An 11,192-nucleotide genomic window follows, 5' to 3' on the forward strand; every position below is an offset into this window, starting at 1 on the left:
ACCAAAACAGCCAGGCCCCGAACGCGAGGAATCCGAGGATGATGATGGTGTCCGCGATTGGGTTACCGGTTTGGACGTTTTCGCACTGTTCAGCGAGGATCATTGGTGCACTCCGGGTAGTAGTCGACGGGCCCGGATTCGAACCCGTCAGGGCAGCCAGCAAGTCGGCCGCATTTCTTGTGCATCGGCCATTCCTCGCCCACGTGGTCTACGAGGTGGTCGCCTGCGGGGATCGACTCGTAGCAGTAGGCGCACGACTCGGCGGCGGTCATGCGGCGTCCTTCTCGTTAATGTCCGCGAACGCGTACGCCGTGTAACTCTCGATATCGACCCCCGCATAGGCAGCGAACGACAGTGCGAGCGCGGTGAGAGCTTGCACGGTTTCGGAGACGTTGCAGTCGGCGAGGATCAGATTGATGGAGTCGACTTCGCCACGGTGACCCGCACGAAGGAGCGCGAGACCGGAACGCAGCGCGTCCTGCTCGCTCGGGTTGAAGTCCTGCCATTCACCCACGGTTGGCCCTCCGACTCTTGCGGGCGGCCTTGTTCCGGGCGCGACGTTTCTGCACTTCCGCCGGCGGGACAGTGCCCGCGTAGATGTGTCGGAAGCCTTGCAAGCCGCCGAGGATGCTGCGGCCGAACGTGGTGTCGTAGTTGTTGCGGTCGGTCATTCGGACTCCTCGGATGCGATACGGGCTTCCTGGCGCCCGCGGTGTTCGTTGATGAGGTCGTCGGCGTCGTCCTCGTGCTTGTCCCACCAGGCGTCGATCTCGTCTTTGTGATAGGAGATCGCGCGGGCAAGGGGTTTCGCGCGCCCCTCGATCGCGGCGAGGTTCAACGAGAGGTCGTCGAATCGCCACGGCCAGTTTTCGACGGTGTACTGAAGGTCGCCTTCCCATTCGTCTTTCTGCTGGAGGGAGATCAGTTCGAGAAGGTCGCGGTCGGTGAGTTTGCGGTCAGTCACTTCTGGTCTCCGTTCGCGGCTTCCAGGTCGATCAGGGCCAGGGCAGCGCTGTAGCGGTCGCACAGTTCCGCGGCGCGCATATCGTCGCGGTCGGACTGCAAGAGTTGAACGATCCGCGCTTCGACGCATTCGCGGTCCGCTACTTCGGCGACGACGATGATCCCGTCGTCGGCGCGCTGGCGGATGTTTCCCTGTTCGTCGCGGTAGGCGTCGGTTTCATGCATGACGGTTCTCTCCTCTAGTGGCGGTTCGTTGGATGACTTGGGTGGTGCGGCTATTGCGATGGCAGCGTTTCGGGGTAGGCGCGCACGAGTGATGCGATCAAGATCCGGAGGTCGGTCATTGCCGCATCACGGTCGCTCGTCTCCCATGCGCGCCCGATGACGGTGAAGAACCCGTTGGGCCCGGTGACTTCGATAGACCCGAGTTCTGTCCCGGTCTGGTACATCAGTTCTGATGCGGGGTCGTCGATGGTGGGCGCGGTCACTGGTCGCCTCCGAGTTCGGTGAGGATGTTTCCCAAAATGACGGGCAGGGCAGGGTCGTGCATGGTGCGACCACTTGTGTTGTCCCGGATCACGTACTCGGTCCCCCGCTTGTGCGCACCGACGAGAACGGCCAGCGCTTGGACGGCGGTGTTGTACAGTTCCGCTTTCGAAATCCCCGTAGCACCCGACAGCTTCTCGATGTACTGCTCACTGAACGGGGTCTGCGTAAAGGTCAGCCGCCGATCGGATGCGCTCACGACGGGGCGCCATTCTCGTCTGGCACGTACAGGACGCGCGCGGGAAACCGAACCCAGTTGTGACGAATGCCTGCCGCAATGCACTCCCAACCGGAAGTGCGGCGTTCCCATACGGCCCCGTAGTCGCATCCCGATACCGGAGCGGGACCGACAATTTCTCGGACAATCGAGAGGAACGGCAGAGCGTCGAGCGCTTCGGGCGTCTCGATGACGCGGGCGGGTGGACGCCAGCCAGCGGCGAGCGCGGCGTCTGCGCAGTCCTGGAATGTCCCATCGGCTGGGAGCCCGTAGTCGTCCTGGTAGGTGTCGCCGATGAGTTCGGCGAGCTGATCGCGGGGCGTGAAGGTGGTGACCCACGAGTGGCCCATGCGGCAGTGCGAATGGTTCAAGTGGAGGTCGTGTTCACCGGATCGTTCGCATTTGATGGTGCCGTCGATGCAGACACCGCCGAATCCTCCGATCCGGGTTGTCGCGTCACATGACGCTTCGTTCTGGTTCACGGGTATAGCTCCTGGATTCATGCGGCTTTGGGCCAGCAGTCGGTTTTCGAAATGAACGACGTCTGTCCGACCGGGTCTGCGTGCGGGCGGTCAGGGAAGATGCGGCCACCCCACACACCCGGGATCAGCGCGTCTTTTTCACGCACCCCGGACGAGTAGTTGGGGTCGGCGCGCATCTTCCGCAGGTTCTCCGCCACCAACGCTGTATGCCTGTCCAGGCACTTCGACCGCAGCGGGCAGGACATGCACAGGCGGGCAGCGTGTTTCCGACGAGACGCAGCAGCCTTATCCCCTTCCCCATCGATCGCGTAGTCCCAGATCGACCCCCGATGCTTCCGCGCCCACTCATCGAATTCCGGGCGCGCACACACCGCCGCGGTCTCCGGGTGCGCGGCTTGCGGATTGCTGGGGTCGACACGGGGTGCGGTCACAGATAGCTCCTAAACGGGGCGAGGGGAAGGTGAGGCTCTTGCCTCGATTGATCACTACTCTACACCGTAGTGGCTCATTTATTCTATAGTGCAAACCGGGAGATTCGTGTTGAATCTCCCGGTTTGTTTGATGAGGGTTTTAGGCGGCGTGCCCGGAGGATGTGTGCGCGCGAGGGACAGCGTGCGCATACCCGCGTGCACTCGGTGATTTGCCTGGTTTGAGGGTGACCGGCCGCCAGCATTCAGGCTGTTCAAGGGCTACGTCTTCAGCGGCCCTCAACCCGGCGAGAGCATGCAACGCGACCTGGTAGTCCTTGAATGCCTGCTCGTACTCCGGGGTGCCTTTCTGTGCCCAGTCCAAGTAGTCGGCGATTTGTTCCATGCGCGCGTACAGGGGCGAGTCGAGCCCGCCGACCCGGGTTTGCTGATCGGCTTCATACGCTTCGAGGCAGCGCCGGCAGCGGCATCCTTGCTGCACGTATTTGGTGAGGGTGCCGTGGTAGGTGGCGTGACGAGTCATGACAGCGGCTCGCTCAGTTCACGACGAACCAGGGCAACCCTCTTCTGCGACGCCTCATACACCAGATGCCGATAGGCGGACATCACGGATGCGGCGTACAGAAGGTCTTCGCGAGTGAGGTGATCCGACGCGTACCGCAACCGCCACTCCACCGCATCGAGATCAGGATCATGCTCCATCACGGGCCATGTCGAGCCGTCGGAGAGACGGCGCCACTGCTTGTTGTCGGAGCCGAGGAGACGGGATTCGGTCATGACTCCACCGCCCGCCAGTCGGTGCGGTACTGCTGCACCAGATATTCGTCGCCGGTGGTCAGGTCTACGCGGTCCCGACGCACCGCCTCTACCGGCAGCAGCCCGGCCGCGGCGAGAGCATCGACGGCCCGAGTGGCTGACCGGCGGTACATGGCCCGCATCCCCTCCGCGACGTTGCCCCATTCCCACGCCTGCGTCTTGATCTCGGCTCGATGGTTCTCCTCGAACTCGGCGCGAGCCAGCACCTCGACGTACTGGGCCCGGATCTGTTCGGCGTTCATCGGATCACCCGCCCCGTGTCATTGCCGGACAGTTCGGCGACGTACCGATCCCATACGGCGGTGTCGTGTGCGGCGAGGATGTCTTCCAGCCAGGCGATAGCGTCCTGGTTGTTGCAGGCGAACAATCCAGCGGCTTCCTCTCGGTGCAGTCCGAGGAGTTCGCCCGCGAGGTCTTCCGTACCGCGCAGTTCACCGGTCCGGAAGTGGACGGCCTGCACACCGGACGCGCGCGGGTCGGGGTGCTTCAACAGGCCGTGCTCACCGTAGAGGCGAACGGTGTGGCCGGCGAGGCACGTCATCCACGAGCCTTGATCGAGTGTTTCGGGGTTGCGGGTAACGTGACGGTGGACGCCGCGGATGCGGGGGATGTTGTAGGTCATCAGTCCTCCAAGTAGGTGGGGTTGAGGGTGCGGCGGGTGATGTAGTAGCCGTCGACATAGCGAAAGAACTCGCCCGTGTCGGGATAGACACCGTCGCGGATGGCATGAGCGAGACTGTGGTCTGGATCGTTGCCGGGCTGGCCGGTGTGCCATTCGAGCGACTGCCCTGCCATGCGTTCGGCGTAGACTCGGGCTGCTTCGCGGGTTGTGAACACGCCGTCGATGCTGCTGTGCTCGTCGCTGTCCGGGCGGGATTCAAGCACGTACACGTGGTTCATCGGGTCTCCTATCAGTAGGTTTCGGTGATTCGGGCGATGCGGGCCAACCAAGCTGGTACAGCGATCACGTCGCCGCATTTCCGGCAGCGCCGCGGGAACCAGTGGTCTATCGACTGGTGCTCGTACAGCCAGCGGCGGAGCGGCCGATACAGGTACGGCATTACGGCGTGACAGGTCGGGCAACGATGCGGTTTATCGCTGTTCTCGTGCAGGAGGCGAGTCATCGGGTCTCCCGTCGGGCGAGCAGTCTCGCCTTGCGTTGCTCGTTGGTGGGTTCGGTCCAGAGATGCCATTTCACTGCGGGCACCCAACGCTGTAGATGCCGTTCACGATCAGCGCCGCAGTACCGGCACCCGTTCGGGTTCGGGCCAGCGGCGCTATCGCCTGACTGTCGACTCACCGCAACTGCGCTTTCACCAGCTCGGCGAGTGCGATGATCTCGTCTGCCGGGATGCGGGTGGCTTGGAACTTGTCGTTCGCGTAGAACTCCAGCACCACGTTGGGGTTGTAGCCGCCGTTGACGGTGATGTCGGCTTCGGTCTCTACCCATTCGGGGCTGCCGTCGATTTCGGTTTGGGCTTCGCAGTTGATTTTGATGTCGCTGATTCGCATTACGTTCCTTCGCTGGTGTTTGGTGGGGGCGACGCCCGAAAGACTTTGGGTCGATCTCGGGCGCCGCGCTCCCCCTCGAATGCTGCCGCTCAGCGCGCTGCTCCATGGGTCGCTGCGGTCAACAGTCGAGGTCTTTTAGGCGGCGATGGATTCCATCACCGCGCGTACTTCGTTCAACTCGTGTTGGTCGACGGTGAACCAGTCCCAGCCGCCGAATGCGTCGCGCTCATAGCGTTCGACACCCCATTTCGCGGGGTCCTGCACGCCGCGGGTTGCGAGGTGATCGGTGACCGCTTGGAAGGACTCGACGAGTTCCAGGGCTGCTATCAGGTCGGGGATGTCGTCCCGCTGCCAGCCTTCGGACGGCTCCCCCATCGGGTCTGGCGTGTACCAAACCCGGATCGCGAATCGTCGCGGCGCCGTCACTCGGTGTCCTCCCGGGGTATCTGTCGGGCGATCTGGACAGCGATCTCCGCGTAACGACCTTGCCCCTCGAAACGCAGGTCACGCGCGAGATCGAGCACTGCGGCACGCACAGATTCGAGGTCAACAACTCGGGCGGTCATGACCGGACCTCGCTGAAGCCTTCGGGGTGCATCTCGTTGAGCGACTGATGCCCGTAGTGGTGGCCTTCAGTGAACGGGTCCAGGTTGACGGTGCGCGCGCCGTTCAACACCCGCTTGTAGTGACGGTTCCCTGCGGCTGGCACGAACCGAACACCCATCGGGATATCCTGGGCGCGCCGCCAAGTCCGAGGCTCATCCTCGACGACCTCATGGTCTACGACGGGGTCGCCGGCGAGTTCAGGGTCGAGGATTTCGACGGTGGTCCGCACCTTCACCACCATCGACTGTTCCTTCAGCAACTCGTCCAGGCCCCACTTACTCACCTCATCAGCAAGGGCGGCGCGAGTCTGACTCACATGGTGCGCTTCATCCTCGCCCCACAGGAGAGCGATAGCGCCATTCGGCAGAACCTCAGATTTCGGGTAACCGCACAGGAACTCGCGGCGGACGTCGTGCGCGAGTTCCCCATTCGGGAGCCGCAACGCATACCGGATACTGACGTTGTCGCTCACCACACGACCTCGCTCACGTTCCGGGCAGCCAACGCCGCCTTGCAGAACCGCTGCTGAGTCAGGAACGGCAACCGATCCCACGGGATACGGTCGAACGCATCCCCGTAGATCGTGTCGCCGAGTTCGGCGTAGATGGCTTCCGCGGCGGCTTCGAGACCGGGATCGAACACCGATCCGTCTTTGAGGTTCACAAGTTCTCCTTGATTGATTGGGGTTAGCTTGAGACGGCGCCGGCGGCGAGGATCAGCAGCGCGACCGAGCACACCGCCAACACGACAATGAGCAGCAGTTCGCCGTACGCCTTCCGCCATTCGGTGACAGCGCGCGGGGCCGACATCACGCCGCCGCCTGTTCGGGCGCCTGATGCTCGCGGGCGCACAAGTCCCGAATGAACTCGCACTGCCAGTCCGCGAGCGCTTTACGTTCTTCCCGGTACTTGCGCCACATCTCGATCGACCGCTCCTTGTAGAGCTCCACGTTCTTCCCGTTCGGGGAATCCTGACGCCACCGCGGTATCGGCCCGATCAGCCCATACAACCGCCAGCCGTCGTAGCAGGCGGCACAGTCCGGGCACAGGCGGGACATCAGGCCGCCGCCCGATGCGGGGCGTACAAGGCCGCCCACGCGAGCACGGTCACGTGCACGCCGTAGTCGTCGTTCAATCCCGGATGAGCGAGCAGACGAGACAAGCCCTGCCCCGCGTACTCCCACGAGTAGGCGTCAGCTCCGGCGACGGTGAACGGGCCGTCATGGTCGACCTCGATGAGGGAGAAGTCGACGTGGACGGCGGCGGGGTCGCCGGTGCGGACACAGTAGGTGCCGCGGAAGTCGGTTCCGTCCCAGTCGATGTCGATGGTCATGCGGGGGTCGGCGGGCAGCCCGAGCGCGTCCCGGACGGCGGCGGTGGTGATCTCGTTGTGACGCATGGCGGGCCCCTTTCAGGCGGCGAGCTGGTTGTTGAGGGAGTGGGGGGCGTAGACGGTGAGGTCGTCGCAGTCGCCCCATTCGGCGAGGTACCGGATGTGGTCGGGGGCGCAGTCGAGGCAGAAGTAGTGCGTGCCGCACTCCCCCGCTGTGATGACATCGACTGATACGACGGCGGAAGAAGGGCATTCGTCGCAGTGCTGCCAACGAACCGCTACCGGGACGAACCATAGTTCGTGGCGCTGGATGCCGAACATGTCGGCGAGCCCGGTCACGCGGACGCCCACAGGTTGTCGTTGATGCTGACGCACGGCCCGCACAGCGGGGCGCGACCGATGTAGTCCCAGCCGCCGGGCCGGTAGTGCAGTTCGTGGCAGGTGTCCCCGGCCGGGTTGCCGCACCAGCAGCAGGTTTCGGTCAACGGGCCCGCCTGGTCGCAGACGGTGACGTAACCGATTTCCGGCGAGTACATGACGTCGCAGGTGTTGATGTGCCCGCAGATGGGGATCGGGGTGAGGGTCGAGATGTCGGGGTCGATCATCGGATGCTCCTCGGGGATTCGGTTCTTACCGGTGCCAGCCGGTGGTGTTGCACTTGAGTTTAGTCACAACACTGCGGTGTAAACAAGGCCCAATTTCGGCGCGTCAACGAGACAGCCCTGAACGGGCGCCGGCGAGGAGGATCCGGGAGCTTCCGACGGAAGACGTAGGAAGCTCCGACACTTTCCGCGGAACCTCCGTGCACCCTCCGGAATTTTCCGGAGACCGTCCGGAGGGTGTCGGGAGGACGGCGGGGAACGGGCAGGAACGGCGTTCGAACGGCGTCCCGAAGGGTTCCGGAAGGGTTCGCGAAGGGTTTCGAAACCCTTCCGAAAGGGTTCGGGATTGGTGATCGAAACCGTTCGGGATTGGTGATCGGATTACCAATCGGATTGGTAATTGACCTGCGGAAACACCGAGATACATGCGCGTGCATGTCACGTGACATGTCACGGTTTGTCACGGCGTGACAGCGCGAAACGCTGAGCAGTTGACTAGGCGCACGAGAGCCCCGAACCCAACACGGATCCGGGGCTCTGCGCCAGGACGACTAGCTACGGCTCGCCCGACCGCCAATCAGCTGATAGCAGCGCATCCACGAAAACCCCGCAGCCGACGCAATATCCTTCCGCGGCACACCAGCATCCAACGCCGCACGAATCGCATTCTTCAACGGCTCACGAACAATCTCTCGTCGCTCCAACAATTCGTCATCCAGGCGTCGTAATTCACGGCTCACCCCCAGTGACGCAGACTGAATCGTGCACAACAGTTCCATATTCGCGCTCATGCGGCCATCTCCTCGCTAAACAACGAAATCAATTGATCCAGACCGGAGGATGTCAATTCCACTCCACCGGATTCAACTTCGTTGGCCTCCACATCCCTTACCATCCCCAAGCGCACCGATTCGAGATCGGCCCTGAGGTCACCCCACCGGTCGCGGTATACCCAACCGAACTCGCGCAGCAACTTTGTGAGCCGACGCTTGCCAGTGTCGAACCCCATGACACGTAGCTCCTGCGCCGCTTCGTCGATCCTGTAGCTATCCGCGTGAACCAGCCGTTCTCCACTGGGGGGCGTAGGAACCTGGCGAGGCAGTTCGACGGGCATGGACTCAACCAGCTCCTCGCGCCGGCGTCGCGCCACCGTTGCGCGGGCCATGCTGAGGCGCCGAGCGCGTGTCAGCGCGGTTTCGAAGTCCACGTCCATGTATTCACGTCCGGAATCTCCGAGTCGTTTAAGTATTTCCTCGTTCGCGCGGGCGTCGGCATGGGGCATAGAAATCCACACTCGCCCTATTTCTCGACGGTAGGCCGCGGCGTCTCGTCGATGTTGGGCAATCCTTCCGCGCGGGTCGCTTGTGATGCCCACCTTCACGCCAATCTCAAGTATCTCGACTATGTACAGGTGGTGTTCAACGCGCCGCATTATTGGTTCGTAGTCTTCGAGCGGTGCACCCGATCGAGAACGATTCTCAAGCCCCATAAAGCAATTCTATTTGCTTTGTAAAACCACGAATTTCGCAAATCTCCTGCGCGGCAACGCCGATCGGCAACCGCACGCGCAACCGGGGGTGGGCACGAGGGCCGCGACACGCCCGGCGGTCTACCCCTGCGCGCGGGAGAGCGAGTGAACGTGTGCGCATATACGCGTGCGCGGAGTGACTTGAACGCGGGCGCGCGTTACTTAACGCAACGTGGTTGCGAAACAGACGAACACGCTGCGCGCCGATTCGTCGAGAACGGATCTCACGTCCCATAGGTGGCTGGCTGAAAGACGCCGCAAATGCATGCTGCTGCATCTTTTCCGTGACCCCTTCGGGAACTGCCGGTTTTCGACGTGGAGATTCCCCGGGCTGCTTTTGCCGCTCTTTTCGAGGTCCCTACGGCTCTCAGCGTGGGGTCCGTGGTTCTTCCTGAGGTGACCAAACGACCGCGGGCGCGAGGCTGCGGATTTCGCGCGGGTTCGTTGCGGATTTCTCGCCGGCAACCCTGATTCGGGGCAAGGTCGGCTCAGCGTTCGAACCAGAGGGCCCCGTAATGCTTCCGTAGGACGCTCTCTCGCGGACTTTCCCCCCTTCCATGGCATCTGTGTACCCCCAAGGTGTTTCGATCGCTTAGAGAGCCGTTTACGCCATGGTTTAAACCTCACCGGGATGACGGACAGCGACACCTACCCGTCGAACTGCCCGTTTCCCACACCCACCGCCTCGGCCGCCAAAACTTCCCCAGCATGAGTTTGCGCAAAGGTGTTTACACTTTGGTGTAGTTCCTATACTGTGGTGTCAACGCAGCAAACCGGCTGGCACCGGAAACCGAACCAAGGAGCACGACGATGCGAAACACCCGCTACAGCGTCACCCGCGCCCAATTCGTCACCGCCGGCAAAGCCATCCGCAACCGCTACCTCCACGCCGCCTACCGCCCGACCCTCACCATCGGACTCGCAGTGCAGGCGCCCGGAACCCGCTACCGCACCGGGCTCACCAACGTGTTCTACGGGCTCGGACGCGGACAACTGTCGAACCGCGGGCAAATGGCCGTCACCGTCACCCACGGCCGCGCCTCCCTCACCTACACCAGCGACCAGGCCAACGGTCCCGCCGAACGCGTCATCCACGGCGACGTCCTGCTCATCGGCGACACCCTGTACCGCGTCCACTGCCCCGCCGACTACCGGGCCACCATGCCCGCCCTCCACCGCATCTGACCCGCCCCTACGTACTCCAGGAGCAAACCAATATGACCACCTACAACATCGGCGACCTCGTCCACGCCGACGGCACCACCTGGAAAGTCCGCAAGACCTTCACCAGCGAAATGGACGGCAGCCCCGCCGTCTCGCTCGTCGACGCCGACGACCCCAACCACGGCACCGCGTTCCGTACCTCCGTCCTCGACAAGATCGGCACACGTATCCCCCACCCCAGCAACGACCGGGCCGCAGCGGCGAATCGGCTCGCACACGTTGTCGCGGCTTACACCGGCAAACCAGACAACGAATTCGTTGTCACCGCCACCCGGAAAGCAATTCACGGGTTCGACAGCCCGGGGGTGACGTGGGGTGACCTCCGGGCGCTCCTCGCCGAGGTCCGCAACCGCGCCTGAACCCACTGAATGGTGGTGGCTGGTTCCCGCACCAACGCTGCTGCGAGGGGACCAACGATGTTCCCCGCGCGAACCAGCCACCACACGACACGAAAGGACACGCCGATGCCGATCCTGACGCGTGAAGCCATCGCCCACATCAACAGCTACTACGAGTACGCCGAACGCTGCGACGAAGCCTACTTTTACGGCCGATACGAGGACGAGAAGTATTACGGCGACCTGTCCCGCGCCGCAGAAGCGAAGGTCACCCCCGCACAGATGGACGCCTACCTCGATGCCGGCATCCGACCGCCCTACAACGTCGGGCAGAAAACCCACGACACCCAGGTAGACGCCTACTTCGCGAGCTTCGAACCGGATCCGCCCACGTTGAACAATGCAGTGATCGCGGGAATCCAGCACGTCACACCTGCCGGCGAATAGCACGTCGGGTCGCTCTGGTGAGTGCCGCGAATGGCGATTAGCGGCAGCAGGTTCGAATCCTGCACGACCCGCCAACACAGTCCCAACCTCACGAGAGGAAACCGCATGTTTTACCGACACCTGCCCGGCCCGCTCGGTGTCATCGTGGCTT

At 63.1% G+C, this 11,192-nt stretch carries 27 protein-coding genes; 3 read left to right on the top strand and 24 right to left on the bottom strand.

Going from position 1 to position 11,192, the window contains the following annotated elements:
* Window positions 1-268: 268 nt before the first annotated feature.
* The 24 genes from NFL01S_RS31410 to NFL01S_RS35955 form a co-directional block, all read right to left on the bottom strand.
* Window positions 269-514, bottom strand: coding sequence for a hypothetical protein (locus NFL01S_RS31410; protein ID WP_062979956.1), 246 nt, complete (start codon window positions 512-514; stop codon window positions 269-271).
* Entirely contained in the window at window positions 507-671 is a 165-nt protein-coding gene (locus NFL01S_RS36230) for a hypothetical protein (RefSeq protein WP_168433965.1), read from the bottom strand. The genes NFL01S_RS31410 and NFL01S_RS36230 overlap by 8 nt, the downstream gene beginning before the upstream one ends.
* Entirely contained in the window at window positions 668-964 is a 297-nt protein-coding gene (locus tag NFL01S_RS31415) for a hypothetical protein (protein WP_062979957.1), read from the bottom strand. The genes NFL01S_RS36230 and NFL01S_RS31415 overlap by 4 nt, the downstream gene beginning before the upstream one ends.
* Window positions 961-1,188, bottom strand: a complete 228-nt coding sequence (locus NFL01S_RS31420) for a hypothetical protein (RefSeq protein WP_062979958.1) — start codon at window positions 1,186-1,188, stop codon at window positions 961-963. The genes NFL01S_RS31415 and NFL01S_RS31420 overlap by 4 nt, the downstream gene beginning before the upstream one ends.
* Window positions 1,189-1,238: 50 nt before the next feature.
* Complete coding sequence (locus NFL01S_RS31425) at window positions 1,239-1,451, bottom strand: PH domain-containing protein (RefSeq protein ID WP_062979959.1); 213 nt, start codon at window positions 1,449-1,451, stop codon at window positions 1,239-1,241.
* Window positions 1,448-1,708, bottom strand: a complete 261-nt coding sequence (locus NFL01S_RS31430) for a hypothetical protein (RefSeq protein WP_062979960.1) — start codon at window positions 1,706-1,708, stop codon at window positions 1,448-1,450. The genes NFL01S_RS31425 and NFL01S_RS31430 overlap by 4 nt, the downstream gene beginning before the upstream one ends.
* A complete protein-coding gene (locus tag NFL01S_RS31435) occupies window positions 1,705-2,208 on the bottom strand; it encodes a hypothetical protein (RefSeq protein ID WP_157117198.1) in 504 nt (167 codons plus the stop codon). The genes NFL01S_RS31430 and NFL01S_RS31435 overlap by 4 nt, the downstream gene beginning before the upstream one ends.
* A 17-nt stretch (window positions 2,209-2,225) precedes the next feature.
* Window positions 2,226-2,639: a hypothetical protein gene (locus NFL01S_RS35940; RefSeq protein ID WP_157117200.1), complete on the bottom strand. Its 414-nt coding sequence runs from the start codon at window positions 2,637-2,639 to the stop codon at window positions 2,226-2,228.
* A 139-nt stretch (window positions 2,640-2,778) separates the two neighbouring features.
* Window positions 2,779-3,159 carry a hypothetical protein gene (locus tag NFL01S_RS31445; RefSeq protein ID WP_062979963.1) on the bottom strand — a complete coding sequence of 127 codons (381 nt, stop codon included), beginning with the start codon at window positions 3,157-3,159 and terminating at the stop codon, window positions 2,779-2,781.
* Complete coding sequence (locus NFL01S_RS31450) at window positions 3,156-3,413, bottom strand: hypothetical protein (protein WP_062979964.1); 258 nt, start codon at window positions 3,411-3,413, stop codon at window positions 3,156-3,158. The genes NFL01S_RS31445 and NFL01S_RS31450 overlap by 4 nt, the downstream gene beginning before the upstream one ends.
* Complete coding sequence (locus tag NFL01S_RS31455; RefSeq protein WP_062979965.1) at window positions 3,410-3,694, bottom strand: hypothetical protein; 285 nt, start codon at window positions 3,692-3,694, stop codon at window positions 3,410-3,412. Before NFL01S_RS31455 ends, NFL01S_RS31450 begins: the two co-directional genes overlap by 4 nt.
* Complete coding sequence (locus tag NFL01S_RS31460) at window positions 3,691-4,074, bottom strand: hypothetical protein (RefSeq protein WP_062979966.1); 384 nt, start codon at window positions 4,072-4,074, stop codon at window positions 3,691-3,693. The genes NFL01S_RS31455 and NFL01S_RS31460 overlap by 4 nt, the downstream gene beginning before the upstream one ends.
* On the bottom strand, window positions 4,074-4,352 hold the full coding sequence (locus NFL01S_RS31465; protein ID WP_062979967.1) for a hypothetical protein: 279 nt from the start codon (window positions 4,350-4,352) through the stop codon (window positions 4,074-4,076). Before NFL01S_RS31465 ends, NFL01S_RS31460 begins: the two co-directional genes overlap by 1 nt.
* 396 nt (window positions 4,353-4,748) lie before the next feature.
* A complete protein-coding gene (locus NFL01S_RS31470; RefSeq protein ID WP_062979968.1) occupies window positions 4,749-4,964 on the bottom strand; it encodes a hypothetical protein in 216 nt (71 codons plus the stop codon).
* A 135-nt stretch (window positions 4,965-5,099) separates the two neighbouring features.
* On the bottom strand, window positions 5,100-5,339 hold the full coding sequence (locus tag NFL01S_RS31475; RefSeq protein WP_062979969.1) for a hypothetical protein: 240 nt from the start codon (window positions 5,337-5,339) through the stop codon (window positions 5,100-5,102).
* Between the two features lie 47 nt (window positions 5,340-5,386).
* On the bottom strand, window positions 5,387-5,530 hold the full coding sequence (locus tag NFL01S_RS35945) for a hypothetical protein (RefSeq protein WP_157117202.1): 144 nt from the start codon (window positions 5,528-5,530) through the stop codon (window positions 5,387-5,389).
* The gene (locus NFL01S_RS31480; protein WP_157117204.1) at window positions 5,527-6,042 is read right to left on the bottom strand and encodes a hypothetical protein; all 516 of its coding nucleotides are present in this window, start codon (window positions 6,040-6,042) and stop codon (window positions 5,527-5,529) included. The genes NFL01S_RS35945 and NFL01S_RS31480 overlap by 4 nt, the downstream gene beginning before the upstream one ends.
* Window positions 6,039-6,233: a hypothetical protein gene (locus tag NFL01S_RS31485; RefSeq protein WP_062979971.1), complete on the bottom strand. Its 195-nt coding sequence runs from the start codon at window positions 6,231-6,233 to the stop codon at window positions 6,039-6,041. The genes NFL01S_RS31480 and NFL01S_RS31485 overlap by 4 nt, the downstream gene beginning before the upstream one ends.
* Before the next feature lie 145 nt (window positions 6,234-6,378).
* Entirely contained in the window at window positions 6,379-6,627 is a 249-nt protein-coding gene (locus NFL01S_RS31490) for a hypothetical protein (protein WP_062979972.1), read from the bottom strand.
* The gene (locus NFL01S_RS31495) at window positions 6,627-6,968 is read right to left on the bottom strand and encodes a hypothetical protein (RefSeq protein ID WP_062979973.1); all 342 of its coding nucleotides are present in this window, start codon (window positions 6,966-6,968) and stop codon (window positions 6,627-6,629) included. The genes NFL01S_RS31490 and NFL01S_RS31495 overlap by 1 nt, the downstream gene beginning before the upstream one ends.
* A 12-nt stretch (window positions 6,969-6,980) precedes the next feature.
* Entirely contained in the window at window positions 6,981-7,253 is a 273-nt protein-coding gene (locus tag NFL01S_RS31500; RefSeq protein WP_062979974.1) for a hypothetical protein, read from the bottom strand.
* Complete coding sequence (locus tag NFL01S_RS31505; protein ID WP_062979975.1) at window positions 7,238-7,507, bottom strand: hypothetical protein; 270 nt, start codon at window positions 7,505-7,507, stop codon at window positions 7,238-7,240. The genes NFL01S_RS31500 and NFL01S_RS31505 overlap by 16 nt, the downstream gene beginning before the upstream one ends.
* Before the next feature lie 548 nt (window positions 7,508-8,055).
* Window positions 8,056-8,295 carry a hypothetical protein gene (locus NFL01S_RS35950; protein WP_157117207.1) on the bottom strand — a complete coding sequence of 80 codons (240 nt, stop codon included), beginning with the start codon at window positions 8,293-8,295 and terminating at the stop codon, window positions 8,056-8,058.
* A complete protein-coding gene (locus NFL01S_RS35955; protein ID WP_157117209.1) occupies window positions 8,292-8,993 on the bottom strand; it encodes a hypothetical protein in 702 nt (233 codons plus the stop codon). Before NFL01S_RS35955 ends, NFL01S_RS35950 begins: the two co-directional genes overlap by 4 nt.
* An 849-nt stretch (window positions 8,994-9,842) precedes the next feature.
* On the opposite strand from NFL01S_RS35955, the gene NFL01S_RS31515 reads away from it, so the two are divergent.
* The 3 genes from NFL01S_RS31515 (at window position 9,843) to NFL01S_RS31525 (ending at window position 11,041) form a co-directional block, all read left to right on the top strand.
* Window positions 9,843-10,217: a hypothetical protein gene (locus NFL01S_RS31515; protein ID WP_062979977.1), complete on the top strand. Its 375-nt coding sequence runs from the start codon at window positions 9,843-9,845 to the stop codon at window positions 10,215-10,217.
* Between the two features lie 32 nt (window positions 10,218-10,249).
* On the top strand, window positions 10,250-10,615 hold the full coding sequence (locus NFL01S_RS31520) for a hypothetical protein (protein ID WP_062979978.1): 366 nt from the start codon (window positions 10,250-10,252) through the stop codon (window positions 10,613-10,615).
* A 105-nt stretch (window positions 10,616-10,720) separates the two neighbouring features.
* Window positions 10,721-11,041, top strand: coding sequence for a hypothetical protein (locus tag NFL01S_RS31525; protein ID WP_062979979.1), 321 nt, complete (start codon window positions 10,721-10,723; stop codon window positions 11,039-11,041).
* The last annotated feature ends 151 nt before the right edge of the window (window positions 11,042-11,192 follow it).

This window comes from Nocardia flavorosea NBRC 108225 (genome assembly GCF_001613385.1).
Taxonomy (GTDB): Bacteria; Actinomycetota; Actinomycetes; order Mycobacteriales; family Mycobacteriaceae; genus Nocardia; species Nocardia flavorosea.

Coding starts and splice junctions, on each gene's coding strand:
- NFL01S_RS31455 (WP_062979965.1), bottom strand. CDS start 3,694: ATGAACGCCGAACAGATCCGGGCCCAGTACGTCGAGGTGCTGGCTCGC.
- NFL01S_RS31525 (WP_062979979.1), top strand. CDS start 10,721: ATGCCGATCCTGACGCGTGAAGCCATCGCCCACATCAACAGCTACTAC.
- NFL01S_RS31520 (WP_062979978.1), top strand. CDS start 10,250: ATGACCACCTACAACATCGGCGACCTCGTCCACGCCGACGGCACCACC.
- NFL01S_RS31465 (WP_062979967.1), bottom strand. CDS start 4,352: ATGAACCACGTGTACGTGCTTGAATCCCGCCCGGACAGCGACGAGCAC.
- NFL01S_RS31495 (WP_062979973.1), bottom strand. CDS start 6,968: ATGCGTCACAACGAGATCACCACCGCCGCCGTCCGGGACGCGCTCGGG.
- NFL01S_RS31515 (WP_062979977.1), top strand. CDS start 9,843: ATGCGAAACACCCGCTACAGCGTCACCCGCGCCCAATTCGTCACCGCC.
- NFL01S_RS31505 (WP_062979975.1), bottom strand. CDS start 7,507: ATGATCGACCCCGACATCTCGACCCTCACCCCGATCCCCATCTGCGGG.
- NFL01S_RS31460 (WP_062979966.1), bottom strand. CDS start 4,074: ATGACCTACAACATCCCCCGCATCCGCGGCGTCCACCGTCACGTTACC.
- NFL01S_RS35950 (WP_157117207.1), bottom strand. CDS start 8,295: ATGAGCGCGAATATGGAACTGTTGTGCACGATTCAGTCTGCGTCACTG.
- NFL01S_RS31490 (WP_062979972.1), bottom strand. CDS start 6,627: ATGTCCCGCCTGTGCCCGGACTGTGCCGCCTGCTACGACGGCTGGCGG.
- NFL01S_RS31420 (WP_062979958.1), bottom strand. CDS start 1,188: ATGCATGAAACCGACGCCTACCGCGACGAACAGGGAAACATCCGCCAG.
- NFL01S_RS36230 (WP_168433965.1), bottom strand. CDS start 671: ATGACCGACCGCAACAACTACGACACCACGTTCGGCCGCAGCATCCTC.
- NFL01S_RS35955 (WP_157117209.1), bottom strand. CDS start 8,993: ATGGGGCTTGAGAATCGTTCTCGATCGGGTGCACCGCTCGAAGACTAC.
- NFL01S_RS31445 (WP_062979963.1), bottom strand. CDS start 3,159: ATGACTCGTCACGCCACCTACCACGGCACCCTCACCAAATACGTGCAG.
- NFL01S_RS35945 (WP_157117202.1), bottom strand. CDS start 5,530: ATGACCGCCCGAGTTGTTGACCTCGAATCTGTGCGTGCCGCAGTGCTC.
- NFL01S_RS31475 (WP_062979969.1), bottom strand. CDS start 5,339: ATGGGGGAGCCGTCCGAAGGCTGGCAGCGGGACGACATCCCCGACCTG.
- NFL01S_RS31450 (WP_062979964.1), bottom strand. CDS start 3,413: ATGACCGAATCCCGTCTCCTCGGCTCCGACAACAAGCAGTGGCGCCGT.
- NFL01S_RS31470 (WP_062979968.1), bottom strand. CDS start 4,964: ATGCGAATCAGCGACATCAAAATCAACTGCGAAGCCCAAACCGAAATC.